This window comes from Bacillus sp. cl96 (genome assembly GCF_900100505.1).
Taxonomy (GTDB): Bacteria; Bacillota; Bacilli; order Bacillales; family Bacillaceae_G; genus Bacillus_A; species Bacillus_A cereus.
This window is the reverse complement of sequence record NZ_FNDM01000001.1, coordinates 42,258-66,426: the sequence shown is the minus strand read 5'-3', so window position 1 is coordinate 66,426 and position 24,169 is coordinate 42,258. Positions and strand designations below refer to the sequence as shown.

Below are 24,169 nucleotides of genomic sequence, written 5' to 3'. Positions count from 1 at the left end.
GTGAACAACATGAGGAAACGAATTCCTGATTTTGAAGAGGAATTAGAAGTTGAGCGAGTGGAAGAAAAAGAAAGTTTACCGCCGCGTAGTGAAATTCATAGAAATAAAGAGAAAAAACAAAAGTTTAAAATAAATCACATTTTCGTCCGGGTTTTAACATTTCTATTCATTCTTCTGCCGATTAGTATTTTGTGGTACACGGATAAATATATTCAGGTGAAGGGTGATAGTAATAATGCTGGAAAAAGTGCGTTTGAAGTAATCTTCTTTGATTCAGCTAAATCTGAGTCGCAGAAACATTCTGAAAAAGTAATAACGCATACTGTGAAAGAGGGAGAAACTTTAGAAAGTATAGCGAAGCAATATTTTTCAGATGGAAATGGAATTGAAGTAATTAAAAAGTATAATAACTTGCAGGAAGATGAAGTGAGTGCAGGTCAAGAATTAAAAATTCCGATAAAAGATAAGTCCACAAAGCAAGAAAGCTAGCGAGTTAAGCGAGCACAGTTTGTTATAAAAGCCTAGGATTATCTTTATGAGGAGGGAGTCAAAAATATGATATGGATTATATTATTCAGTACTCTCATAGGCATGGGGATTTTATTACTTTTTGTGATGTATAAAGAAGCGATGCGTAATACGGTGTTGGAACATACTTTAGTATTTAAAGAATTTCCGAAAAGTTTTCAAAAAGTAAATGTGTTTTTTATTTCTGATATTCATAGAAGGGTCATTTCGAATTTGTTAATTGAACAAGTAAAAGGAAAAGTAGATCTCGTAATTATCGGAGGAGATTTAGCAGAGAAAGGTGTCTCTTTATCAAAAATCTCTGCGAATATTCAAAAGTTAAGAGAGATAGGTCCTGTATATTTTGTGTGGGGAAACAATGATTATGAGATAGAATATCATGAATTAGATGCGTTATTATTAGAAAATAACGTAAAAGTTTTAGATAATACAAGAGTGGTATTTGAGTCTGAATTAGGAGAGAAAATTTGTTTGCTCGGTATAGATGATGTTGGATTGCACCGTGATCGTCTAGATTTGGCATTGGCGGATTGTAAAGAAGATGGTTTTCGTATCCTAGTTAGTCACAACCCTGATATAATAAAAAAAATGTCTGGAAATGAACAGATTTCACTTGTGTTAAGTGGCCATACGCATGGAGGACAAATCCGATTATTCCCATCTAAAAAATATTTAAAAGGTGGCGTATATAACCATTTGAATACGATTCTCTTTGTTAGTAATGGGTATGGAACAACATTGATACCACTTCGTTTCCGAGCACCTGCTCAAACACATATCATTACATTGTGCGGAGGGAAATGATGCCAACTCTTAGTGGGAAATATAATATAAAAGCCGTTTCGAATATAATTGGAGTTCAGCCGAGTACGCTTCGTGCATGGGAAAGACGATATCAAATTATTGCCCCAAAGCGGAATCAAGCTGGGCATCGCTTATATACAGAAGAGCATATTCAAATTTTAAAATGGTTAATGGAAAAAGTTTCTTCCGGTATGATGATTGGACAAGCAGTTCAGTTATTAGAAGAGAATCGTTTGCAGAGTACAGTTCAAAAAGAGATACATTTCGATAAAGAAGTTGTTTTAGTGGACGATTTGCTACAAGCTTTGTTAAAATTTGATGAAATTACAATTGCTGCATTATTAAACGAAGCTTTTAGTATATATTCAACAGAAAAGGTTGTTGCCAGTATCGTTCTTCGAGTGACAGACAAATTATTAACGTCAAAAAATAATAATGAGATTTCAATGGTGCAATTTCAATATGCACTATCATTTTTACAAACGCGTCTAGGGATGGTGTATCACAATGCCTCAATGTTTTCCTCTTTACACAAAGTTATTGTGTTAGAAAAGGATGCATTGAAAGGATTTATTTTTTCAACTTATTTACGCTTAAAAGGATATGAGGCGATATATATTAGGACAAGCTTAGCTGAAGATGGTATGTTATCAGCGGTAGAGGAAATACAGCCGAAATATGTATTTATATCTTTTGCTGACGAACAAGAAATGAAAAAGACGATGAACTTTATAAATTTATTACAAGAAAAAAGGGAATCTCTTTCTGTTGGATTTATCGGAAAGCTAGGCGTTCTAAACCAGTTGGACATTGAAACAATCTTAATTGGTGATACGAAAGAAGAATGGGATGGATGGTTAAAAATGTCGGAATAGTTGTTCGAAAAGAACCATCTATTTTCTATTTCATATAATAAAAATTAGATGCATTGGTTACGTAGGGAGGGTATGAGATGAGGCTGGAACGATTAAATTACAATAAGATAAAAATTTTTCTAACATTTGATGATTTATCTGAACGAGGATTAACGAAAGAAGATTTATGGAGAAATGCACCGAAAGTACAGCAATTATTTCGTGATATGATGCAAGAAGCAAATAAGGAATTAGGGTTTGAAGCAGATGGTCCGATTGCAGTTGAAGTGTTTTCTCTACAAGCACAAGGGATGGTTGTAATTGTAACGAAAGAAAATCAAGAAATGGATACAGATGATGAGTTCCGTGACGAGTTTATTGAAATGCAAGTGACTCTAGATGAAAGTGAGCATATATTATATGAGTTTGCTACGCTAGATGACGTAATTAACCTGTCGAATCGCTTATATAACCTTGGTGTAACTGGCGGAAAGCTATATACGTGGGATGAGCGCTTCTATCTTTGGGTGGAAGAAGAGGAACAAATTCAATTGTTAAAGGCGGATTTTATAGCTATTTTAGCGGAATACGGTAATCCGTCTACAGCAACCATTTATCGCATCATGGAGTACGGTAAAGAATTAATGGATGTTAACGCGATAGAACAAATACACAATTACTTTGTGAAAAAACAAAACCTCAGCTAATACAACATAGCTGAGGTTTTGTTTTTATTTGGAGAAGGGAAGGGATGATTGTAAATACTCGAACATACTTTTTGAAAATAAAATATGCAGTTTTATGGGAGGGTGGTTGATGAAAATAAAAAATATTTAAATATTTAAGTATTTTACTTTTCTAAAAGTAATAAAAGGACTATAATAATAGTGAAAACGCTTGCAACAGAAAATAGTTTGTATATATTTGTTAGCGTTTTCTATTGCATTCCAAATTTAAGGGTGTATACTAGGCAATGAAGGTTTACTAAACAAGTGAAATTACAGGGGGTTTACTTACTATGGTAGCCGAAAAGGGAACTCAAACAAAAACACAACAACAAAGGGAACAACATTTTGAACTATTGAATTCAACACAAATTGTTATTAGTGAAGCGTTAGAAAAATTGGGTTATCCAAACGAAGTATATGAATTATTAAAAGAACCAATTCGTATGATGACAGTGAAAATACCAGTTCGTATGGATGACGGGACTGTTAAAATATTTACAGGATATCGTGCGCAACATAATGATGCTGTTGGTCCAACGAAAGGTGGAATTCGCTTCCATCCGAATGTAACAGAAAATGAAGTGAAAGCACTTTCAATCTGGATGAGTTTAAAATGTGGTATTGTTGATTTACCATATGGTGGAGGTAAGGGTGGAATTATCTGTGATCCACGTGAAATGTCATTCCGTGAGTTAGAAAGATTAAGCCGCGGTTATGTACGAGCAATTAGCCAAATCGTAGGTCCGACGAAAGATATTCCAGCTCCAGATGTATTCACAAACTCTCAAATTATGGCGTGGATGATGGATGAGTATAGCCGTATTGATGAATTTAATTCACCAGGATTTATTACAGGTAAACCGCTTGTATTAGGTGGATCACATGGACGTGAAACAGCAACAGCGAAAGGTGTAACAATTTGTATTCGCGAAGCTGCTAAAAAACGTGGCATTGATATTAAGGGTGCACGCGTTGTTGTTCAAGGATTCGGTAATGCTGGTAGCTTCTTAGCTAAATTTATGCATGATGCAGGTGCGAAAGTTATTGCAATCTCAGATGCTTACGGCGCGTTACATGATCCAAACGGATTAGATATTGATTATTTATTAGACCGTCGTGATAGCTTCGGTACAGTAACAAAGCTATTTAACAATACAATTTCAAACAAAGAATTGTTAGAACTTGATTGCGATATTTTAGTACCAGCTGCAATTGAGAACCAAATTACAGAAGAAAATGCTAATGATATTAAAGCGAAAATCGTTGTTGAAGCTGCAAATGGTCCAACAACATTAGAAGCGACTAAAATTTTAACAGATCGCGGAATTTTGCTTGTTCCAGACGTGTTAGCAAGTGCTGGTGGTGTAACAGTATCTTACTTTGAGTGGGTACAAAACAACCAAGGTTACTACTGGACTGAAGAAGAAGTAGAACAACGTTTAGAAAAAGTAATGGTAAGATCATTTGATTCTATTTATGAAACAGCACAAGTTCGTAAAGTGAACATGCGCTTAGCGGCGTACATGGTTGGTGTTCGTAAAATGGCTGAAGCAAGCCGCTTCAGAGGTTGGGTATAAAATATTATATCTTGAGAAAACGTGATTTCCTTTCGAGGGAATCACGTTTTTTTGTTGAAGTATTAAATGAGGTGTTGTATATGGAGAATGAAATGCTGGAACGAGTAGAACAATTAGAAGAGAAGGTTAAGAGGTTAGAGGGAGAACTTGCAAGAACGATGAAAGCTCGAAAAATAAGTACCGTTCGGATGTTCGGGGAAGGGTTACTGTTTTTGGTATTTGGTGTGGTTGTAGTAGGGCCGATTATTGCCGTTGTAATCTCGATTTTTACTTGGCTTGCTGAAAAATAAAATAAAAATAAAAAGAACGCTTGTTCTATACGAACAAACGTGCTATACTCTCCTTAGATAAACAAAACGGAAATGATTTTAAGGAGAGATAAATGATGAAAATGACAGTAGACCAAAGATTTATGATGCCAGCAGATGTTGTAGAGCGAGTGGAAGTATTACGAAACAAACAAAGCAAGCGTGGCACATTATTACAATCGGTAAATAAATTTTTCGGTTTAGATACGAAAGAAGATTGTGTTTGGTTTTACGGTTTTTATGGAGTGGCTGTAAGTATCTTGTTGTTTATGGTGTTCACTTCAAATATTTTCGATTTTCTCTTCGCGTAAGAAATATGCGATAAGGACATTGCTACCGAATACATATATAAGGAAGTAAGGTAATCTTCTAGAGCGGGAGTTGGTAGCAATGGCGATGTTTCCTATAGAGCGCAACTATATTGGATATGGAAGTTCACGACCGGGGATTCCTCTGACTAAAGTGAGATTTATTGTAAGCCATGATACGGGGAATCCTGGAAGCAATGCGATAGGGAATCGAGATTACTTTAATGAATTACAACCGAAAGCTTCGGCGCATACATTTATAGATGATAAAACAATATTGGAGATTATTCCTATAAATGAAGTTGCGTATCATGTTCGATATGGTGTGCCGACGGATAATGACTTATATGGCTATGACGCGAATAAGGCGGCCATTGGAGTGGAACTTTGTTATGGTGGTGATGTTAACTTTTGGGAAGCATATAATCGTTTTACATGGTATCATGCGTATTTATGCCAAAACTTTGGCTTAAATCCGAAAAAAGATATCGTGTCACATAAAACGCTTGATCCAGCTAGAAAGATTGATCCTGAGAATGTATTAGGGAAACAAGGTATTAAATTTCAGCAGTTTTTAGCAGATGTCTATCGGATGTACGTTTCGTTTAGATGACAAATATATGAAAAATGAATACAATAAAGATAGGTGCCTACTGCTGTAAGTAGGTTTTTTCTTGTTTTTATAAATAGTGTATTGGTAGAAGACTAGGAGTGGACGAGTATGCAGAAAGAAACAGTTATTATAATCGGAGGCGGTCCGTGCGGATTAGCGGCTGCAATTTCGTTGCAAAAGGTAGGGATAAATCCGTTAGTAATTGAAAAAGGAAACATTGTAAATGCCATTTATAATTATCCAACTCATCAAACATTTTTCTCTTCTAGTGAAAAATTAGAAATTGGTGATGTAGCTTTTATTACAGAAAATCGTAAGCCAGTTCGAAATCAAGCGCTTGCGTATTATCGTGAAGTAGTAAGACGTAAATCTGTACGTGTAAATGCTTTTGAGCGAGTGGAGAAAGTTCAAAAAGATGGAGAAGCTTTTCAGGTTGAGACGACAAAGCGTGACGGAAGTAAGGAAATATATATAGCGAAATATATTGTTGTAGCAACTGGATATTATGATAATCCAAATTATATGAATGTTCCAGGTGAGGAATTGAAGAAAGTAGCTCACTATTTTAAAGAGGGGCATCCTTATTTTGATCGAGATGTAGTAGTTATAGGTGGGAAAAACTCGAGTGTAGATGCCGCGTTAGAACTTGTTAAATCTGGTGCACGTGTAACGGTACTGTATCGTGGAAGTGAGTATTCACCAAGCATAAAGCCTTGGATTTTGCCGGAATTTGAGGCGTTAGTACGAAATGGTACAATTCAAATGCATTTTGGGGCTCATGTGAAAGAAATTACTGAGCATACATTAACGTTTACAGTTGATGGTGAAGCTCTTACAATCAAAAACGATTTTGTATTTGCGATGACTGGTTATCATCCTGATCATAGCTTCTTAACGAAGATGGGTGTTCAGATTGATGAAGAAACAGGACGTCCAATTTATACAGAGGATAGAATGGAAACGAATGCTGAAAATATTTTCATTGCAGGTGTCATTGCTGCTGGAAATAATGCAAATGAAATATTTATCGAGAACGGAAGATTTCATGGAGATGCGATTGCGCAAACCATTGCATCAAGAGAAAAATAAAAAGGAGCTGTCGGGAAAACCTCGACAGCTCCTTTTTATTCGTGCATAAACATATTTTGAATGGATTCATGAGAATTTGTATTCTCTAATGCAACAAGTAATTTAATGCGTGCTTTTTGTGCATTTAAGCCGTATGTGAATACAATGCCCATATCTTTTAAGTGTTTACCGCCACCTTCATACGAATATACGTCTTGAACGATACCGTTGAAACAGCGAGAAACTAATACGACAGGAATACCTCTATTTAATAATCTTTCTAGACTAGGTAGTGTTCTTGGAGGGAGATTACCTTGTCCAAGAGCTTCGATAACAATGCCGTCTACAGGAAGATTTTCGATTGCTGCTAATAATGTATCATCCATGCCAGCATATGCTTTTAGAACAACTACATTTTTAGACACTTTGTTTATCGTATATGTTTCGTGATGTACTAAAGCGTGATGGAAGACAACGCCGCGTTTTGTTACCATTCCAATTGGTCCGTATTGTGGGCTTTGGAATGTTGCAACATTACTTGTATGTGTTTTCGTTACATTTGTAGCGCAATGAATTTCGTCGTTTAATACGACTAAAACACCTTTTTCTGCAGCTTCATCACAACTAGCAACTTTTACAGCTGATAAGAAGTTATATAGACCATCAGCACCTAACTCATTGCTAGAGCGCATTGCACCTGTCACTACGATCGGAATAGTTGCTTGTACTGTTAAATCTAAGAAATAAGCTGTTTCTTCTAATGTATCCGTGCCATGCGTAATGACTACGCCATGAATGTTGTCTTGTTTTACTCTTTCATCAATGATGACTTGTAATTGTAACATTTCGCTCGGTGTCATATGAGGAGATGGTAGGTGGAACACATCTTCAACGATTAAATCAACATCGCCTTCTAAATCAGGAATGAATTTTAAAAGAGGATTTTTTTCACCTGGTTGTACGACCCCAGTTTCTTTATCTTCCTCCATTGCAATTGTTCCACCTGTGTGTAAAACTAGGATTCTTTTCAATGCTTATACCCCTTTCAAGTAAAAAAATACATTTAGAACATAACATGTTTTGAGTAAATTCGACAATGGAAATGTATAAAAGTATGCCTCGAAAATGACAATAAAATTAACTGCTATATGTACGATGTATAAAATCATGAAACGAAATGTGCAAATATAGTATAGGAGGGAAGAATTCCGGTGAAAAAGATGGAGAGAATTTTTATTCGTATATTAATAATGCAATTCATTTGTCTTTCTGTTGTGCAATTGTTATTTATACATAAGTCATCAGTGAAATATTTATCTAAAATTGTTTATTATGAGGGTGTCATGGTAAAAAACAAAGTGGAAATCTTGCAGGTGAATAGGTAGTTTTCATTTTCTTCTATGAAGGATTATGCTACAATAATTGAGGATTTAATGACGTGAAGCAAATGAGAAGAAGCAGGGTGAACACCTGCTTTTCGTTTTGTTTTATAAGTGAAAAAATGAGGTGTTACAATGGATAAACGAATTTCAATTGCTATAGATGGTCCAGCAGCTGCTGGGAAAAGTACAGTGGCAAAAGTTGTTGCGAAGGAACTTTCTTACGTTTATATTGATACAGGCGCAATGTACCGTACGCTTACATATGCAGCCCTTGAACAAAAAGTAGACATTGAAAATGAAGAGCAGTTAATGGAAGTTGTAAAGAATGTAAATATTGAGTTTCAGCAAGGAGAAAATACACAGCTTGTATTTTTAAATGGACAAGATGTTTCTGAAGTAATTCGTACACCTGATGTGACGAATCGAGTATCTATTGTAGCGAAACATCGCCTTGTTCGTGAAGAAATGGTACGTCGTCAGCAAGAGTTAGCGAAAAAAGGCGGCGTTGTAATGGACGGCCGTGATATTGGTACACATGTATTACCGGATGCTGAAGTGAAAATCTTTATGCTTGCTTCTGTTGAAGAAAGAGCGGAAAGAAGACATTTAGAAAATTTAAATAAAGGTTTCGATTCTAATTTAGAGCAGCTAAAAGAAGAAATTGCTCAGCGTGATAAATTAGATTCAGAACGTGAAGTTTCTCCACTAAAAAAGGCTGATGATGCATTGGAATTAGATACGACTTCTTTATCAATTGAAGAAGTTGTCCAAAAAATTATGAGCATTGTTTCTGGAGTGTTTGCGAAATAAAGAAAGGGGATAGTCCTCTTTCTTTTTTTGTTTAAATAGAAATGTAAAGGATACGTGAATTGTGAGTCTCTTTCCTTGACAAATGAGCTGATTTGTAAGAAGTTAGTTAAAGAGGAATAAAACTGTCAGAATATATTCGCTATTATATTTCAAAACATACTTTTTTCAAGCTGGTTTTGCTGTATACTATTTATATAGGTTTAATATATTTTCTTGTGAATGTTATTGAAAAAGAGTATGTGATGAGAAATTCTTAAACATGCAAATGAAAACTTTGTTTTCATTTCGTATATACATAAAAAATGCTTTGTCAATTCTGTAGGGAGGTATTTCCATGGTAGAGAAAATGAATGAAGAAGTTATGGATTCAAAAGAATTACAAGTTGGTGACGTTGTTACAGGTTCTGTAACGAAGGTTGAAGAGAAACAAGTGCTTGTAAATGTTGGATACAAAACAGATGGCGTAATTCCAATTAGTGAATTAGCTAACGTTCATATTGAAAAAGCAAGCGATGTTGTAGAATTAGATCAAACACTAGAGTTGAAAATTATTAAATTAGAAGAAGATGATCTTGTCTTATCTAAACGTGCTGTTGATGCAGAAAAAGCATGGGTAGAACTACAAGAGAAATTTACTTCTGGTCATGTATTTGATGTTACTGTAAAAGATATTGTGAATGGCGGATTAGTTGTGGACCTTGGTGTTCGCGGTTTTATTCCAGCTTCACTTGTAGAAGTACATTATGTAGAAGACTTTACTGACTATAAAGGTAAAACATTAGCGGTGAAAATTGTTGAATTAGACCGTGAAAAAAATCGTGTAATCCTTTCGCATAAAGCGGTAGTAGAATTAGAACTAGATTCTAAGAAAAAAGAAGCAATTTCTTCATTAAAAGAAGGGGACGTTGTTGAAGGGACAGTACAACGATTAACTGACTTTGGCGCATTCGTTAACGTTGGTGGAGTGGACGGTTTAGTTCACATTTCACAAATTTCACACGAACGTGTAGAGCAACCTTCTGAAGTGTTAGAGCAAGGTCAAAAGGTTAAGGTAAAGGTGTTATCTGTTGATGCTGATACACAACGTATTTCTTTATCAATTAAAGCAGCTCAACCAGGACCTTGGGAAAACGTTGCTGGCGAAATAAAAGCTGGAGATATTCGTGAGGGAGTAGTAAAACGCCTTGTTACATTTGGTGCATTCGTTGAGATTTTACCGGGCGTTGAAGGGCTTGTACACGTATCTCAAATTGCAAATCGTCACGTGAAAAATCCGAATGAAGTATTGGAAATGGGACAAGAAGTAAAAGTGAAAGTACTTGAAGTTCACGTAGCAGAGAAACGTATTTCTTTAAGTATAAAAGAAGCGCTTGAGGAAAATAATGTAACTGAAGATTATAGTCAGTATGAGCCAAATGCTGATTCTGCTACTTTCCAATTAAGTGATATTATTGGTGAACAACTGAAAAAATTAAAGAAATAATGAGGGGTACAAGTGGTAAGGGCAAAACGTAAATTAGATCATATTGAATACGCTCTTTCTACTGGTCAGTCTCGTACGCATGGCTTTCATGATATTGATTTTGTGCATCAAAGCTTGCCAAATTCAAATTATGACACAATAACATGTGAAACAAAAATCGGCGAACTTTCACTAAGTTCGCCGATTTTTATCAATGCGATGACTGGTGGTGGAGGAGAGAAAACGTTACATATTAATGAGCAATTAGCATATGTAGCGAAACATCATAACCTTGCTATGGCTGTAGGTTCGCAAATGGCGGCGTTAAAAGATGAAAGTGAAGCTGCTTCTTATAAGGTGATTAGAAAGGTAAACCCAAATGGTATTTTCTTTGCTAATTTAGGTAGTGAGGCAACTATCGAGCAGGCAGAGCGCGCCGTTGATATGATTGAAGCGAATGCATTACAAATTCATTTAAATGTCATACAAGAGTTAACGATGCCAGAAGGAGACCGTGATTTTACTGGAGTACTTCAGCGCATTGAGAAAATTGTTTTAAATAGTAAAGTTCCTATCATTGTAAAAGAAGTTGGATTTGGGATGAGTAAGGAAACAATGCAACAGTTAGTGAACGTAGGTGTAACAGCAATTGATATTGGTGGGCAAGGTGGTACGAATTTTGCTGCTGTTGAAAACGAAAGAAGACAGCGAATGCTTTCTTATTTTAATAACTGGGGCATACAAACAGCAACCTCGATTATTGAAGCAACCTCTACAAATAATAACCTCTCTTTTATTGCATCTGGGGGTATACAAACAGCGCTTGACGTAGCGAAAGCAATCGCATTAGGGGCGAATACAACTGCGTTTGCTGGTTATTTTTTACGTATTTTAATGCAAGATGGTATCGAGAAGTTAGTAGATGAAATTGAGCTTCTACATACAGATTTGAAATTTATAATGACAGCTCTTGGTGCGAAGACGATAGAAGAGTTGCAATCTGTACCTCTTGTTGTAAAGGGTGAAACATATCATTGGTTAATGCAGCGTGGTATTGATACTGCGCATTATAGTAGGAGATAAAAAATCAACCATTCGGTTGATTTTTTTTTGTTCTATTCTTTTTCGTAATATAAAGTGGAGAATGGAATTAGTATTATATAAAAATATCATTTCGTAAAAATTGTAATTGAAAAAGGGTTGAAAAATGTAGATGGTGTGTTGTCGAATTACTGGAGAGAACTTAATTTTTAATGGGAATAGGTGAAGGTAAAAAGAAGTAATGGGAGGATATAGTATGCGAAATATTATTTCGATATAAATAGAAATCATTAAACTGATTATGTAAAAGACGGTTTCGTACAATATAGAAACCGTCTTTTTGTATTAATTAGTGCTGGTTTTGTTTTCGAGCCTGTTCTGGTGTATCAAGTCCAGTTGCACCTGGATATTGTAGTGATTGATCACGATCGGATTCAACGCGGCGTGATTCTCGTAGTTTTCGTTCTTGGCGATCTTTACCCATAATGAATAACACCTCCTTGTTAAAAGTGTTGCTGTTATAAGAAAAAACTATGCGTAAATAAAGTGGATTAACTTTCATAAAAAGTTCCCATAATGGAAAACATAGGAGGTGAAGTTGATGGATGGAAGTACTTTTTATTTTGTAGCTTGGATAGGGTGGATCATTGTAACCTTTTTTATGAAAAAGGACCCTATCCGATGGAAGTTAGGCGCTTGTATACTGATTTTTATAATTTGCTCTCCGTTACATGTAACGATTGCCTCATTCGTGGTATCAGTAAATGCTCTTTTACTTTGTATTATTTCTTTTATAGGGATCACGCTATATTCCGTCTGGAAAAAATTGTATAGCTTACTTTCGGCACTTATTATTGCAATGTTATATACAAGTTTTCATCTGTTAGAAATATATGATCCGATTTGGATTGTGGTGGATAGAGTGTTTCTGCTAAGTAGTGCTCTTGTGTATGCATCGGTGTTATTGCATGGGGATCGCATATTACGATTATGTTCTCTATATGTAGGGATGTTACAAGGAGAGCTGCTAGTGACATTTATTTTTAGGAAATTGAATTTTCCATATGATTACGGTAGTTTAGCATTTTTTGATATCGTCGCCATTTCTACATTATTCATGGCAATATTGTTTTGGATTGCAAAAGCATCAGTATACATGGAACGGTTTAAGAGAAAAACACGTAAAAGAAAGGCGAGGGTAATACATGACTGAATATACACCAGCCATTTTATGCGGCGTAATAGCGGGGACAGTTACAAGGGTGCTAATGCTTCGGACGGATACGCGGCAATATCCGACGAGGCTACATGGGAAAATTATTCATATTGCAATGGGGTTAATTGCAGCTGCTTTAGGAGCGATTGCAATCCCGTCTATTTTGAAAAAAGATTTTTCTGCCATTACATTTCTTACATTAGCAGCGACACAATTTCGTGATGTACGTAATATGGAAAGAAATACGCTTCAACAATTAGATGGGTATGAGCTCGTACCGCGTGGAAATACATACATTGAAGGAATTGCATTGGTTTTTGAAAGTCGCAATTATTTGGCAATGTTAACGTCGTTTGCAACGACGTTTGCGTATATAGGATTCCGTTCATGGATTGCAGGAGTAATTATGGCTATAATCGCATTTTTTATCGCGAAAAAATTAATGTCTGGTAAAAGGCTACATGATCTTGTTGAAATTGAGCACGTTCCGCTTCGTTTTGAAGGAGCAGGGCTTTATATTGACAATATTTACATTATGAATATTGGATTGCCAGCAAGACAAGAAGAAATTATGAAATATGGTATGGGTTTTATTTTAAAGCCGAAATCAATTGATGCGATGGTTACAATCTCAAATTTAGGGCAACGACAAGCTATTTTACACGATGTTTCAGTAGCGTTAGGGATTTATAGAGATTCTGGTACACCAGCGCTTGTACCGTTAGCAAAGCGTGATTTAGAGGATGGCAGGGTTGGGATTTTTGTCCTGCCGCAAGATCAAGATGCAGAGAAAGCGATAGGTGTCATAGGAAATGTACCAACGTTAGAAAGTGCTGTCCATATGTCATCGGAAGCCCCAAAAGGAAGGGGAGATAAGAGATGATGTTAGAAAGTGTTATTCTGGCAGTTATAACAACGACTCCAGAAAAATTTGCAGGTGGTGCTCCTTTATTCGTTTGCGAATCGACGGAGGAACTAGAATTTGTTGCAAATAATTTAGAAGCAATTTTAGATGGTATTGCACATCGCTTACAAGAGAATGTATATATTATTGTGAAACATTAGCAACGTGTGTTATAATGTGAGGTGTTTTGATACGTTGAGAAATATTCTGGAATGCAAATCCCTTCTTGCACAAAGAAGGGTTTTTTACATAATAAACAGAAGCAAGTTGAAAGGATGAAAGTATATGCCGAAACCAGTAATAGCGATAGTAGGTCGCCCGAACGTAGGGAAATCTACTATTTTCAATAGAATTGTTGGAGAAAGAGTTTCAATCGTAGAAGATATTCCAGGTGTAACGCGCGATCGTATTTATAGCGCTGGAGAATGGTTAAATCATGAATTTAATATTATTGATACGGGCGGAATTGATATTGGAGACGAGCCGTTTTTGACACAAATTCGTCAACAAGCTGAAGTAGCAATTGATGAAGCGGATGTTATCATTTTTATGACAAACGGTCGTGACGGTGTAACAGCAGCTGATGAAGAAGTTGCAAAAATTTTATATCGTTCAAATAAACCGGTTGTACTTGCAGTAAATAAAGTGGACAATCCGGAAATGCGCAGTGACATTTATGACTTTTATGCATTAGGATTTGGCGAACCATTCCCAATTTCAGGTACACACGGATTAGGGTTAGGTGACTTACTAGACGAAGCTGCACAACATTTTCCAAAGATTGAAGAAGACGGATATGATGAAGACACAATTCGTTTCTCTTTAATTGGACGTCCAAACGTAGGGAAATCATCACTTGTAAATGCTCTTCTTGGTCAAGAGCGTGTAATTGTTAGTAATGTAGCAGGAACAACTCGTGATGCTGTCGATACACCATATAGTAAAGATGGAAAAGATTATGTAATTATTGATACAGCTGGTATGCGTAAAAAAGGAAAAGTGTATGAAAGTACAGAAAAATATAGTGTACTTCGTGCGCTAAGAGCGATTGAACGTTCTGACGTTGTTTTAGTCGTTTTAGATGGTGAAGAAGGAATTATTGAGCAAGATAAAAAAATCGCTGGATATGCTCATGATTCAGGGCGAGCTGTTGTTATCGTTGTAAATAAATGGGATGCAGTGAAAAAAGACGAAAAAACAATGAAAGCATTTGAAGAAAATATCCGTGCTCATTTCCAATTCTTAGAATACGCACCAATTGTTTTCTTATCTGCAAAAACGAGAAAACGTACACAAACATTAATACCGGTTATCGATGAGGTAAATGAAAGTCATAGTATCCGTATTCAAACGAACGTATTAAACGATGTAATTATGGATGCGGTAGCGATGAATCCGACGCCAACTCATAATGGTAGCCGTCTGAAAATTTTCTATGCAACACAAGTTGCGGTAAAACCACCGACATTTGTTGTGTTTGTAAACGATCCAGAATTATTGCACTTCTCATATGAGCGTTTCTTAAAGAATCGCTTACGTGAATCATTTGGCTTCGTAGGAACGCCGATTCACATTATCGCTAGAGCAAGAGACTAATGGAGAGGATGTGATTTTATGACAAAAATCACAGTAGTAGGAGCAGGTAGCTGGGGAACAGCGTTAGCGATGGTATTAGCTGACAATGGACATGATGTACGTATTTGGGGAAATCGCCCAGAACTTATGGATGAAATTAATACGAAACATGAGAATAGTCGATATCTCCCAGGCATTACATTGCCAAGCACAATCGTAGCCTACTCTTCTTTAGAAGAAGCATTAGTAGATGTAAATACAGTACTGCTAGTAGTACCAACGAAAGCGTACAGAGATGTATTACAAGAGATGAAAGAAATTGTTACTGAACCAATTACTTGGATTCATGCGAGCAAAGGAATTGAACCTGGTACGTCAAAACGTATTTCGGAAGTGATTGAGGAAGAAATTCCAGAGCACTTAATTAAAGATGTTGTTGTACTGTCTGGACCGAGTCATGCTGAAGAAGTCGGTTTACGACAAGCGACAACAGTTACGTCTGCAGCAAAGCGTATGGAAGCGGCTGAGGAAGTACAAGATTTATTTATGAATAGTTATTTTCGTGTATACACAAATCCAGATATCGTTGGAGTTGAACTTGGTGGTGCGTTAAAAAATATTATCGCATTAGCTGCTGGTATAACTGATGGTCTTGGATTAGGTGATAATGCAAAGGCGGCATTGATGACACGTGGTTTAACAGAGATTGCTCGTTTAGGAAGAAAAATGGGCGGGAATCCGTTAACGTTTGCTGGTCTAACTGGTATGGGAGACTTAATTGTAACTTGTACAAGTGTTCATAGCCGAAATTGGCGCGCTGGAAATATGCTTGGAAAAGGACACTCTTTAGAAGAAGTGTTAGAAAGCATGGGTATGGTTGTGGAAGGTGTAAGAACAACGAAAGCTGCTCATGAATTGGCAGAGAAAATGGAAGTTGAAATGCCGATTACAGCTGCTTTATATGACGTGCTGTTCAATGGGAATAACGTAAAAGATGCAGTAGGCTCATTGATGGGACGTGTTCGAAAACATGAAGTGGAAGCTATACCTGATTTACTGTAAAGAAAAGCGACAGAAGTACATTTGTATTTCTGTCGCTTTTTTATTTTTTGGGTCTTTTCACCATTTTTTCATTTTTGCATAGGATGAAGAGTAACTTGAGGAGAGGGTGAAAAGAATGGATAATAATATTTTTAATAATATTGAGAAGGAAGCGAAAGTAAATAAAGAGGATATTTTTAAATTAGCATCATCCGTGCAAAATGCGAATTTACGTGATGAAACTGTACTTCGTCAATTAATTCATCAAGTGGCTCTTATGGCGGGACGTGAAGTGCCGAAAGAGCAAGAGGATCAAATTGTAAAAGCGATTATTAATAATAATATGCCAACAGATTTTGGTTCGTTAAGCAAAATGTTTAAAAAATAAATTATGAGAAACAAAGAGTTTGGAGATTGCATATGATAGCCATGAAAGAATGGGAATAGAGCTGTTTTGGGCATATTTGGTCAACCGAAGCGAGAGATACAATCGCTTCGGTTTTATTTTTGCCTAGATTGGTGAGAAATGCTGGAAAACCTATTGATTAAAGTTACATACTCGCGATTTGTAGTAAAATGTTCTTTTTGTATTTGTTTAAAGATTTTAATTTGTTAAAATAGTATAAAAATAGATTAATAAAAAGGGGTGTGTATATGTCAGAAGGGCTTATGAAAATGTGGCTGGCTTTAGGGGCAATTGGATTTATGTTTTTTGCAGTAAGTTTTATTTTATTAAGTAGACATAGAATAAAGAATAAATTTTTGAAAGGGATTACAGCGTTAGTAGCGTACACCCTTATGATTGTGTCAGGAATTGTTATTTTTCTTGTTGTATTTAGTGGACCTGTACAGCAGTAAATGGAATGGTCTCGAAAATACTACATACGGAGCAAATTAGATTAGTATGAAAAGGTGATGCTAGTGAAAAAATTCCATATTATTTTAATATTTTGTTGTACGAGCCTTTTAACGGGGTGTCTGTATCCGAAAGAAAATATGAAGCAAAATGCGGTTCCTTATGAAGATCAGCTACAGGTTGTTCAAAAAGCTGTTGTGACATTTAAGGAGCAAAATGATGGGATATTGCCAATTAAGACGAGGGATATGAGTACACCTATTTATCAAAAGTATCCAATCGATTTTCAACAGATTGCCCCGCGTTACATACAAGAAGCGCCAGGGAATGCGTATGAAAGTGGAGGAGTATATCAATACGTATTAATAGACGTTGAAACAAATCCGACAGTAAAGTTAATTGATGTTAGGATGGCTGAACAAATTCAGGAACTATCTTTAAAGCTTAGGATGTATCGTGATGAACATCAATATCCACCTTTTAAAAAAGTAATTTCAGATGGTGTATATGAATTGGATTTCAAAAAACTAGGATATAAAGATGTGCCACAAGTGACAAGTCCATATTCTGGTAAAGGACTTCCTTTTGTAATTAATGAAAAAGGAGAAGTTTTTGTTGATTATAGAATCGACCTATATGACGCTTTGAAAAAAAATGAAGGGCAGTTTACAGAGGGAGAAGATATTCGAAATATACTTTCGAAAGGTTCCCCGTTTGTACCAGCTTATTCTTTACCGTACACAGTAAAGGACGGAGAACCAATTTTTTTAAAATGATAAGTCATGAACCTTTCTTTTAGTGAATAAGTTCTAGAAGAAAGGTTTTTTATGTTATACAACTTACGATGCAAACAAAAGATATTTTTTAATAGTCATATGAAATTGGACAAAATTATATGATATATTGTCCGAACTTCTAGAATACCATTATATTATATCAGATATTATAGGCAACGTTAGAGAAGGTATTAGTTGACTATAAACGCGGAATTATTCCCAAAAATTTTGAGGGAGGGAATCACTTGGAAAAGGTAGATATTTTTAAAGATATTGCAGAACGAACAGGCGGTGATATTTATTTTGGAGTTGTAGGAGCTGTTCGAACAGGGAAATCAACATTCATTAAAAAATTTATGGAACTTGTAGTTATTCCAAATATTGAGAATGAGTCTGACCGTCAAAGAGCGCAGGATGAATTGCCTCAAAGTGCTGCTGGTCGTACAATTATGACGACGGAACCGAAGTTTGTTCCAAACCAAGCGGTTTCTATCGAAGTAGATGAAGGACTTGAAGTGAATATTCGATTAGTAGATTGTGTTGGATATACGGTTCCTGGAGCGAAGGGCTATGAAGATGAGAATGGCCCGCGTATGATTAATACCCCTTGGTATGAAGAACCTATTCCATTCCATGAAGCTGCAGAAATCGGCACGCGTAAAGTAATTCAAGAACATTCAACAATTGGTGTTGTAATTACAACAGATGGAACAATTGGTGAAATTCCAAGAAGAGATTATATAGAGGCAGAAGAACGCGTTGTAAATGAGTTGAAAGAAGTAGGAAAACCTTTCATTATGATAATTAATACGGTACAGCCGTATCATCCAGATACAGAGCAATTACGCCAAAGTTTATCAGAAGAATATGATATCCCGGTTATTGCAATGAGTGTGGAGAGTTTAAGAGAAACAGATGTATATAATGTACTTCGTGAAGCGCTATTTGAATTCCCTGTATTAGAAGTGAATGTGAACCTTCCGAGTTGGGTAATGGTGCTAAATGAAGGGCATTGGTTGCGTCAAAGTTATCAAGAAGCAGTTCAAGAAACTGTGAAGGATATAAAACGTCTTCGTGATGTGGATCGCGTTGTTTGGCAGTTTAGTCAATATGAATTTATTGATCGAGCGAGCCTAGCTGGCATTGATATGGGGCAAGGTGTGGCGGAGATTGATTTATATGCGCCAGATGAATTATATGATCAGATTTTAAAAGAAGTAGTAGGAGTAGAAATTCGAGGGAAAGATCATTTGTTAAAGCTTATGCTCGATTTATCTCATGCGAAAATAGAGTACGATCAAGTGGCGGATGCACTGCGTATGGTTAAGCAAACAGGATATGGTGTAGCAGCACCTGCATTAGCGGATATGAGCTTAGATGAGCCAGAAATTATTCGTCACGGTTCAAGGTTTGGTGTGAAGTTAAAAGCGGTAGCGCCATCTATTCATATGATTAAAGTAGATGTAGAGTCAACGTTTGAGCCGATTATTGGTACTGAAAAGCAAAGTGAAGAATTAGTTCGTTATTTAATGCAAGATTTTGAAGATGACCCGTTATCAATTTGGAATTCTGATATATTTGGACGTTCACTTAGCTCGATTGTTCGAGAAGGAATTCAGGCGAAATTATCTTTAATGCCAGAAAATGCTAGATATAAATTAAAAGAAACGCTAGAAAGAATTATTAATGAAGGATCTGGCGGATTAATTGCGATTATACTATAAGAAAAAATCCCTCTCATTGTAGAGGGATTTTTTGTTTTTTTTGATTATAAAATAGAAAAATAAACAGTCATTATCTAATACATTGTTGTAAATTGTCAAGTTTCATCAGATTTTCACATTTTAAGAGTAACAATTTCCTTAAAAATATTGAATTATAAAGGAGAATCGTATAATATAGGCGTTGATAATGATTTATCTACATCTTTGTAGTATAGAATTTGCAAAAATTGCCTACAAATGAAAGTAAGACTCATTTTATGATCATTATACAGTCTTATCTTTGGGAGGAGGTGAATGGCATGAACAAGACAGATTTAATCAATGCTGTTGCAGAAGCAAGTTCCCTTTCTAAAAAGGACGCAACAAAAGCAGTAGACGCTGTTTTTGATTCTATCTTAGAAGCTTTAAAACAAGGTGATAAAGTACAACTGATCGGATTCGGTAACTTCGAAGTTCGTGAGCGTGCGGCTCGTAAAGGTCGTAACCCACAAACAGGTGAGGAGATTGAAATCGCTGCAAGTAAAGTACCTGCATTCAAACCTGGTAAAGCGTTAAAAGATGCGGTTAAATAATCCTTACATATTAACAGGGAAGAAGAGTTTCCTTTTTGGGAACTCTTCTTTTTGCTTTTAAAAACATAAATATGCTAGAATGTGTTCGTATCACTTTTAGGTTTTCGGGAGGGCTAGCGGATGGCAAAAGTTAATTTAGAACAAATTGAACATGCAGTACGCCTTATTTTAGAGGCGATTGGGGATGACCCAAATCGTGAGGGAGTACTTGATACACCAAAGCGTGTTGCAAAAATGTACGCAGAAGTGTTCTCAGGTATGCATGAAGATCCGAAAGAGCATTTGCATAAAGTATTCGGAGAAGATCACGAAGAGCTTGTACTAGTAAAAGATATACCATTTTATTCGATGTGTGAGCATCATTTAGTACCATTCTATGGAGTTGCTCACGTTGCATATATTCCGCAAGGTGGAAAGGTAACAGGGTTAAGTAAATTAGCTCGTACCGTAGATACAATTGCACGTCGCCCACAACTGCAAGAACGTATTACATCAACAGTAGCGAACTCTATTATGGAAGTACTAGAGCCTCATGGTGTAATGGTAGTAGTAGAAGCAGAACATATGTGTATGACGATGCGTGGTGTGAAAAAACCAGGTGCGAAAACAGTAACGACAGCAGTGCGTGGTGTGCTTGAAAATGATGCTGCAGCGCGCAGTGAAATTTTATCGTTTATTAAAACGAAGTAAAGAAAAGCGGGAAACTGCTTTTCTTTTTTTTTTTAGTAAATAAATGATATAGTTTTAACTAGACAGAGTGAGATTAGAAAGATTGCTTACATGAATGGTAGGTGTAGCCAAGTTTTGGTTATAGAAAATAGAGTGTATGTGTTATAATAAGTTTTATGAATTAGAAAACAAGGGTGATTTTTTGTGTGTGACATCTACGGAGGGTATGCGGGTATAAAAGAAAAATTGATGGAGAAATTACGCCATCCTTATTTTATAAACTATATTGAAGAACCATTTATTGATGAAGAAAAGATAGCATTGTTATATGGTGCTTTAAAGAGTGCAAACTTACATATAGAACAAATTGAGCATTACGTAGTAACAATTATGCTTGTACAAATTGCGCTTGATACGCATGAAAGGGTATCAAATAAAGCAGGCGAGGAAGAGATTGAATTCCATAAATGTCGTCAATTAACAGTACTTGCAGGCGATTACTATAGTGGACTATATTATTATTTATTGTCTATGAATCGTGATATTGTTTTAATTCGTGCACTTGCTGAAGGAATTAAAGAGATAAATGAACACAAAATTATGTTATACCAAAAAGCGCATGAAACGACGGATGACATAATGAAAAGCATAGCAACGATTGAGTCTGCGCTCCTTCAAAAAACATGTGATCATTTTCAGTTATCACATTGGAAGCCATTTATCACATACGTATTAGGTGGAAATCGCCTTCAAAAAGAAATTCAATTGTATGCTGATAAGCAACATTCACCTGTTTTTCAAGCTATGCAAGATGCTTTAGGGGATAAAGCAGAAGTAGTGATTAATGGTTGGATGAAGGAATTGAGAAAGAAAGAAAAACAATTTTTAGAAAATCACACAGACATAAATGAAATAAATTCTGTGTTAAGGAATAAATAGAAGACATAAGCAATTTTACATTGGAAGAAGGTACGAGCATGCAACAATCAAAAGAAGAAAGAGTACATGACGTATTTGAAAAGATTTCTGATAAATACGATGTGATGAATTCTGTAATTAGTTTTCAAAGACATAAAGCGTGGCGGAAAGAAACGATGCGAATTATGGATGTACAACCAGGCAGTCAAGCGCTTGATGTATGCTGTGGAACCGCAGATTGGACAATTGCGCTAGCTGGAGCCGTAGGTGAGCAAGGAAAGGTTGTTGGCTTAGACTTCAGTGAAAATATGTTATCTGTTGGTAAGCAAAAGGTAGAGGCGTTACAATTAAAACAAGTAGAACTTCTACATGGGAATGCAATGGAACTTCCGTTTGAAGATAATACGTTTGATTATGTGACGATTGGGTTTGGTTTACGTAACGTACCGGATTATATGCACGTATTAAAAGAAATGACGCGTGTAGTAAAACCAGGTGGAAAAGTAATCTGTTTAGAAACATCTCAACCAACAATGATTGGTTTTCGACAAGGGTATATTTTATACTTTAAATATATCATGCCGTTATTTGGAAAGATGTTTGCGAAAAGTTATAAAGAATATTCATGGCTTCAAGAATCTGCTAGTACGTTCCCAGGGATGAAAGAATTGGCTCAAATGTTTGAGCAAGCTGGACTTGAACGTGTGCAAGTGAAACCATTTACTTTTGGGGTAGCAGCAATGCATTTAGGAATTAAACCAGAATCAAAATAGAAAAAAGAAGTTTTAGGTTAAGGTGAACAATATGAAGTTACAACTTATGTACTCTTTTTTACGATCGGATATTAATGTGATAGAAAAAGAATTAAAAAAGACAGTCGCTTCTGAACAGCCATTAGTAGAAGAGGCAGCATTACAGCTTATTGAAGCTGGTGGGAAACGAATTCGTCCTGTATTTGTGTTGCTTGCAGGGAAATTTGGAGATTATAAGTTAGATGCGATTAAGCATGTTGCTGTTGCGTTAGAACTTATTCATATGGCTTCTCTTGTTCACGATGATGTTATTGATGCTGCATTTTTACGACGCGGCAGTGCGACTGTGAATGCGAAATGGGGAGATCGTATTGCGATGTATACAGGGGACTATCTGTTCGCTAAGTCTCTTGAATGTATAACCAATATCGAAATTCCAGAGGCACATCAAGCGTTATCACATACTATTTTAGAAGTCTGTAAAGGTGAAATTGAACAAATTAAAGATAAATACAATTATGACCAAAATTTAAGAACGTATTTAAGAAGAATAAAGCGAAAAACAGCATTATTAATTGCCGCGAGTTGTCAATTGGGAGCGATTGCTGCTGGTGCTAATCGTGATACGGTAAATCGTCTATTTTGGTATGGGTATTTTGTAGGAATGTCTTATCAAATTATTGATGACATTTTAGACTTCGTTTCTACAGAAGAGAAACTTGGAAAACCTGCTGGTGGGGATTTACTACAAGGGAATATTACACTTCCTGCTTTATATGCGATGGAAGATCCCGTACTTCGTCAGAAAATCACATCTGTACATGAAAATTCAACAGCAAGTGAAATGCAAGAAATTATTGATGCTGTAAAAAATAGTACAGCAATTGATCAAGCATTTGCGTTTAGTGAACGTTATTTACATAAAGCTTTAGAAATAATAAAACCACTCCCACGTGGAAAAGCAAAGTACGCATTACAAAATGTTGCAAAGTATATTGGAAAACGAAAATTTTAAGGTTTATTCTAAAAAATAAAATAATCTCTCTATTTCAAAACTATTGCACAATTGTGATAAGGGTGATAATATGTGTGTGGGGATATACAATTACATACATAATTCAGAAGTGGAGAGATTTTTTATGGAAAAAACATTTCTAATGGTAAAACCAGACGGTGTACAACGTGCCTTCATTGGGGAAATTGTAGCTCGTTTTGAGAAAAAAGGCTTTCAATTAGTTGGTGCAAAATTAATGCAAGTCACTCCAGAAATTGCTGGACAACACTACGCTGAGCATAAGGAAAAACCTTTCTTTGGTGAGTTAGTAGACTTTATTACATCTGGACCTGTATTCGCAATGGTATGGCAAGGTGAAGGTGTAGTAGATACAGCTCGTAACATGATGGGGAAAACAAGACCACATGAAGCAGCTCCTGGAACAATTCGTGGAGATTTCGGTGTAACTGTTGCGAAAAACATTATCCATGGTTCTGATTCTTTAGAAAGCGCAGAGCGCGAGATTGCTATTTTCTTTAAAGAAGAAGAATTAGTTGACTACTCAAAATTAATGAATGAATGGATTTACTAATTATTTTGAAATAATTTGTAAACGCTTTAATCACTGTGATAATAGTAAAAAGTGCAAGGAGAATAGGGGTATTCTTCTTGCACTTTTTTTATTTTCA

General features: G+C 35.9%; 30 protein-coding genes. 28 read left to right on the top strand and 2 right to left on the bottom strand.

Annotation, left to right across the window (positions count from 1 at the left end; genetic code table 11):
• The first annotated feature begins 9 nt into the window (after positions 1–9).
• From BLT20_RS00410 to BLT20_RS00370, 9 genes are all read left to right on the top strand, one after another.
• Entirely contained in the window at positions 10–489 is a 480-nt protein-coding gene (locus BLT20_RS00410) for a LysM peptidoglycan-binding domain-containing protein (RefSeq protein ID WP_001231553.1), read from the top strand.
• Positions 490–555: 66 nt separating this feature from the next.
• A complete protein-coding gene (locus BLT20_RS00405) occupies positions 556–1,332 on the top strand; it encodes a metallophosphoesterase (RefSeq protein WP_000637791.1) in 777 nt (258 codons plus the stop codon).
• A complete protein-coding gene (locus BLT20_RS00400; RefSeq protein WP_001142718.1) occupies positions 1,332–2,207 on the top strand; it encodes a MerR family transcriptional regulator in 876 nt (291 codons plus the stop codon). Before BLT20_RS00405 ends, BLT20_RS00400 begins: the two co-directional genes overlap by 1 nt.
• Positions 2,208–2,284: 77 nt before the next feature.
• Positions 2,285–2,893, top strand: a complete 609-nt coding sequence (locus BLT20_RS00395; protein WP_001235402.1) for a genetic competence negative regulator — start codon at positions 2,285–2,287, stop codon at positions 2,891–2,893.
• A 311-nt stretch (positions 2,894–3,204) separates the two neighbouring features.
• Positions 3,205–4,491 (top strand): NAD-specific glutamate dehydrogenase, encoded by a 1,287-nt coding sequence (gene gudB, locus BLT20_RS00390; protein WP_000225173.1) that lies wholly within the window; start codon positions 3,205–3,207, stop codon positions 4,489–4,491.
• Between the two features lie 80 nt (positions 4,492–4,571).
• Positions 4,572–4,781: a hypothetical protein gene (locus BLT20_RS00385; RefSeq protein WP_000426763.1), complete on the top strand. Its 210-nt coding sequence runs from the start codon at positions 4,572–4,574 to the stop codon at positions 4,779–4,781.
• Positions 4,782–4,873: 92 nt separating this feature from the next.
• A complete protein-coding gene (locus tag BLT20_RS00380; RefSeq protein WP_001983018.1) occupies positions 4,874–5,110 on the top strand; it encodes a DUF3961 domain-containing protein in 237 nt (78 codons plus the stop codon).
• Positions 5,111–5,189: 79 nt separating this feature from the next.
• Positions 5,190–5,720: a peptidoglycan recognition protein family protein gene (locus BLT20_RS00375; RefSeq protein ID WP_001240655.1), complete on the top strand. Its 531-nt coding sequence runs from the start codon at positions 5,190–5,192 to the stop codon at positions 5,718–5,720.
• 108 nt (positions 5,721–5,828) lie between these two features.
• Positions 5,829–6,809, top strand: a complete 981-nt coding sequence (locus BLT20_RS00370) for a YpdA family putative bacillithiol disulfide reductase (RefSeq protein ID WP_001168522.1) — start codon at positions 5,829–5,831, stop codon at positions 6,807–6,809.
• Between the two features lie 35 nt (positions 6,810–6,844).
• Here BLT20_RS00370 and ansA read toward each other — a convergent pair whose 3' ends face one another.
• Positions 6,845–7,819: an asparaginase gene (ansA, locus tag BLT20_RS00365; protein WP_000822010.1), complete on the bottom strand. Its 975-nt coding sequence runs from the start codon at positions 7,817–7,819 to the stop codon at positions 6,845–6,847.
• Between the two features lie 180 nt (positions 7,820–7,999).
• Between ansA and BLT20_RS30375 the strand changes: the two genes are divergently transcribed.
• The 4 genes from BLT20_RS30375 (at position 8,000) to BLT20_RS00345 (ending at position 11,525) form a co-directional block, all read left to right on the top strand.
• Complete coding sequence (locus BLT20_RS30375; RefSeq protein ID WP_000738059.1) at positions 8,000–8,173, top strand: YpfB family protein; 174 nt, start codon at positions 8,000–8,002, stop codon at positions 8,171–8,173.
• Positions 8,174–8,302: 129 nt separating this feature from the next.
• The gene (cmk, locus tag BLT20_RS00355) at positions 8,303–8,980 is read left to right on the top strand and encodes a (d)CMP kinase (RefSeq protein ID WP_000361252.1); all 678 of its coding nucleotides are present in this window, start codon (positions 8,303–8,305) and stop codon (positions 8,978–8,980) included.
• 334 nt (positions 8,981–9,314) lie between these two features.
• The gene (gene rpsA, locus BLT20_RS00350) at positions 9,315–10,463 is read left to right on the top strand and encodes a 30S ribosomal protein S1 (protein ID WP_000229559.1); all 1,149 of its coding nucleotides are present in this window, start codon (positions 9,315–9,317) and stop codon (positions 10,461–10,463) included.
• A 12-nt stretch (positions 10,464–10,475) separates the two neighbouring features.
• Positions 10,476–11,525, top strand: a complete 1,050-nt coding sequence (locus tag BLT20_RS00345) for a type 2 isopentenyl-diphosphate Delta-isomerase (RefSeq protein WP_000251036.1) — start codon at positions 10,476–10,478, stop codon at positions 11,523–11,525.
• A gap of 307 nt (positions 11,526–11,832) precedes the next feature.
• Here the strand turns inward: BLT20_RS00345 and BLT20_RS30015 are convergent, their stop codons facing one another.
• Positions 11,833–11,967 carry a YpzI family protein gene (locus tag BLT20_RS30015; protein WP_000513900.1) on the bottom strand — a complete coding sequence of 45 codons (135 nt, stop codon included), beginning with the start codon at positions 11,965–11,967 and terminating at the stop codon, positions 11,833–11,835.
• Positions 11,968–12,084: 117 nt separating this feature from the next.
• On the opposite strand from BLT20_RS30015, the gene BLT20_RS00335 reads away from it, so the two are divergent.
• The 15 genes from BLT20_RS00335 to ndk all read left to right on the top strand — a co-directional run bounded on the left by BLT20_RS00335 (position 12,085) and on the right by ndk (position 24,072).
• Positions 12,085–12,696 (top strand): YphA family membrane protein, encoded by a 612-nt coding sequence (locus BLT20_RS00335; RefSeq protein WP_000349103.1) that lies wholly within the window; start codon positions 12,085–12,087, stop codon positions 12,694–12,696.
• Complete coding sequence (locus tag BLT20_RS00330; protein ID WP_000141596.1) at positions 12,689–13,582, top strand: YIEGIA family protein; 894 nt, start codon at positions 12,689–12,691, stop codon at positions 13,580–13,582. Before BLT20_RS00335 ends, BLT20_RS00330 begins: the two co-directional genes overlap by 8 nt.
• Positions 13,579–13,764 (top strand): capping complex subunit for YIEGIA, encoded by a 186-nt coding sequence (locus BLT20_RS00325; protein ID WP_000979059.1) that lies wholly within the window; start codon positions 13,579–13,581, stop codon positions 13,762–13,764. Before BLT20_RS00330 ends, BLT20_RS00325 begins: the two co-directional genes overlap by 4 nt.
• A 124-nt stretch (positions 13,765–13,888) precedes the next feature.
• Positions 13,889–15,199: a ribosome biogenesis GTPase Der gene (gene engA / locus BLT20_RS00320; protein ID WP_001125893.1), complete on the top strand. Its 1,311-nt coding sequence runs from the start codon at positions 13,889–13,891 to the stop codon at positions 15,197–15,199.
• Positions 15,200–15,217: 18 nt separating this feature from the next.
• Positions 15,218–16,240, top strand: coding sequence for an NAD(P)H-dependent glycerol-3-phosphate dehydrogenase (locus BLT20_RS00315; RefSeq protein ID WP_000161763.1), 1,023 nt, complete (start codon positions 15,218–15,220; stop codon positions 16,238–16,240).
• A 115-nt stretch (positions 16,241–16,355) separates the two neighbouring features.
• The gene (locus BLT20_RS00310) at positions 16,356–16,607 is read left to right on the top strand and encodes a stage VI sporulation protein F (protein ID WP_000369754.1); all 252 of its coding nucleotides are present in this window, start codon (positions 16,356–16,358) and stop codon (positions 16,605–16,607) included.
• Positions 16,608–16,873: 266 nt separating this feature from the next.
• Positions 16,874–17,077 carry a DUF2768 domain-containing protein gene (locus tag BLT20_RS00305; protein ID WP_001289008.1) on the top strand — a complete coding sequence of 68 codons (204 nt, stop codon included), beginning with the start codon at positions 16,874–16,876 and terminating at the stop codon, positions 17,075–17,077.
• 63 nt (positions 17,078–17,140) lie between these two features.
• Positions 17,141–17,851 carry a hypothetical protein gene (locus BLT20_RS00300; protein WP_000713408.1) on the top strand — a complete coding sequence of 237 codons (711 nt, stop codon included), beginning with the start codon at positions 17,141–17,143 and terminating at the stop codon, positions 17,849–17,851.
• A gap of 245 nt (positions 17,852–18,096) precedes the next feature.
• A complete protein-coding gene (gene spoIVA, locus BLT20_RS00295) occupies positions 18,097–19,575 on the top strand; it encodes a stage IV sporulation protein A (protein WP_000416519.1) in 1,479 nt (492 codons plus the stop codon).
• Positions 19,576–19,874: 299 nt separating this feature from the next.
• Positions 19,875–20,147: an HU family DNA-binding protein gene (locus tag BLT20_RS00290; protein WP_001043860.1), complete on the top strand. Its 273-nt coding sequence runs from the start codon at positions 19,875–19,877 to the stop codon at positions 20,145–20,147.
• Between the two features lie 120 nt (positions 20,148–20,267).
• Complete coding sequence (gene folE, locus BLT20_RS00285) at positions 20,268–20,837, top strand: GTP cyclohydrolase I FolE (protein ID WP_001151482.1); 570 nt, start codon at positions 20,268–20,270, stop codon at positions 20,835–20,837.
• Between the two features lie 183 nt (positions 20,838–21,020).
• On the top strand, positions 21,021–21,755 hold the full coding sequence (locus BLT20_RS00280) for a heptaprenyl diphosphate synthase component 1 (RefSeq protein ID WP_000332844.1): 735 nt from the start codon (positions 21,021–21,023) through the stop codon (positions 21,753–21,755).
• A 38-nt stretch (positions 21,756–21,793) separates the two neighbouring features.
• Complete coding sequence (menG, locus tag BLT20_RS00275) at positions 21,794–22,507, top strand: 2-heptaprenyl-1,4-naphthoquinone methyltransferase (RefSeq protein ID WP_001187674.1); 714 nt, start codon at positions 21,794–21,796, stop codon at positions 22,505–22,507.
• Positions 22,508–22,538: 31 nt separating this feature from the next.
• A complete protein-coding gene (hepT, locus tag BLT20_RS00270; protein ID WP_000776077.1) occupies positions 22,539–23,501 on the top strand; it encodes a heptaprenyl diphosphate synthase component II in 963 nt (320 codons plus the stop codon).
• Positions 23,502–23,625: 124 nt separating this feature from the next.
• The gene (gene ndk / locus BLT20_RS00265) at positions 23,626–24,072 is read left to right on the top strand and encodes a nucleoside-diphosphate kinase (protein ID WP_000415883.1); all 447 of its coding nucleotides are present in this window, start codon (positions 23,626–23,628) and stop codon (positions 24,070–24,072) included.
• Positions 24,073–24,169: the final 97 nt, after the last annotated feature.

What these genes read in the sequence shown, in the direction of transcription:
- folE (WP_001151482.1), top strand. Translation starts at nt 20,268, where the DNA reads ATGGCAAAAGTTAATTTAGAACAAATTGAACATGCAGTACGCCTTATT.
- BLT20_RS00375 (WP_001240655.1), top strand. Translation starts at nt 5,190, where the DNA reads ATGGCGATGTTTCCTATAGAGCGCAACTATATTGGATATGGAAGTTCA.
- gudB (WP_000225173.1), top strand. Translation starts at nt 3,205, where the DNA reads ATGGTAGCCGAAAAGGGAACTCAAACAAAAACACAACAACAAAGGGAA.
- BLT20_RS00330 (WP_000141596.1), top strand. Translation starts at nt 12,689, where the DNA reads ATGACTGAATATACACCAGCCATTTTATGCGGCGTAATAGCGGGGACA.
- BLT20_RS00400 (WP_001142718.1), top strand. Translation starts at nt 1,332, where the DNA reads ATGCCAACTCTTAGTGGGAAATATAATATAAAAGCCGTTTCGAATATA.
- BLT20_RS00370 (WP_001168522.1), top strand. Translation starts at nt 5,829, where the DNA reads ATGCAGAAAGAAACAGTTATTATAATCGGAGGCGGTCCGTGCGGATTA.
- BLT20_RS00315 (WP_000161763.1), top strand. Translation starts at nt 15,218, where the DNA reads ATGACAAAAATCACAGTAGTAGGAGCAGGTAGCTGGGGAACAGCGTTA.
- BLT20_RS30015 (WP_000513900.1), bottom strand. Translation starts at nt 11,967, where the DNA reads ATGGGTAAAGATCGCCAAGAACGAAAACTACGAGAATCACGCCGCGTT.
- cmk (WP_000361252.1), top strand. Translation starts at nt 8,303, where the DNA reads ATGGATAAACGAATTTCAATTGCTATAGATGGTCCAGCAGCTGCTGGG.
- BLT20_RS00335 (WP_000349103.1), top strand. Translation starts at nt 12,085, where the DNA reads ATGGATGGAAGTACTTTTTATTTTGTAGCTTGGATAGGGTGGATCATT.
- BLT20_RS00395 (WP_001235402.1), top strand. Translation starts at nt 2,285, where the DNA reads ATGAGGCTGGAACGATTAAATTACAATAAGATAAAAATTTTTCTAACA.
- BLT20_RS00310 (WP_000369754.1), top strand. Translation starts at nt 16,356, where the DNA reads ATGGATAATAATATTTTTAATAATATTGAGAAGGAAGCGAAAGTAAAT.
- BLT20_RS00405 (WP_000637791.1), top strand. Translation starts at nt 556, where the DNA reads ATGATATGGATTATATTATTCAGTACTCTCATAGGCATGGGGATTTTA.
- BLT20_RS00385 (WP_000426763.1), top strand. Translation starts at nt 4,572, where the DNA reads ATGGAGAATGAAATGCTGGAACGAGTAGAACAATTAGAAGAGAAGGTT.
- BLT20_RS00410 (WP_001231553.1), top strand. Translation starts at nt 10, where the DNA reads ATGAGGAAACGAATTCCTGATTTTGAAGAGGAATTAGAAGTTGAGCGA.
- BLT20_RS00380 (WP_001983018.1), top strand. Translation starts at nt 4,874, where the DNA reads ATGATGAAAATGACAGTAGACCAAAGATTTATGATGCCAGCAGATGTT.
- ndk (WP_000415883.1), top strand. Translation starts at nt 23,626, where the DNA reads ATGGAAAAAACATTTCTAATGGTAAAACCAGACGGTGTACAACGTGCC.
- rpsA (WP_000229559.1), top strand. Translation starts at nt 9,315, where the DNA reads ATGGTAGAGAAAATGAATGAAGAAGTTATGGATTCAAAAGAATTACAA.
- BLT20_RS00290 (WP_001043860.1), top strand. Translation starts at nt 19,875, where the DNA reads ATGAACAAGACAGATTTAATCAATGCTGTTGCAGAAGCAAGTTCCCTT.
- BLT20_RS00325 (WP_000979059.1), top strand. Translation starts at nt 13,579, where the DNA reads ATGATGTTAGAAAGTGTTATTCTGGCAGTTATAACAACGACTCCAGAA.
- menG (WP_001187674.1), top strand. Translation starts at nt 21,794, where the DNA reads ATGCAACAATCAAAAGAAGAAAGAGTACATGACGTATTTGAAAAGATT.
- engA (WP_001125893.1), top strand. Translation starts at nt 13,889, where the DNA reads ATGCCGAAACCAGTAATAGCGATAGTAGGTCGCCCGAACGTAGGGAAA.
- BLT20_RS00305 (WP_001289008.1), top strand. Translation starts at nt 16,874, where the DNA reads ATGTCAGAAGGGCTTATGAAAATGTGGCTGGCTTTAGGGGCAATTGGA.
- hepT (WP_000776077.1), top strand. Translation starts at nt 22,539, where the DNA reads ATGAAGTTACAACTTATGTACTCTTTTTTACGATCGGATATTAATGTG.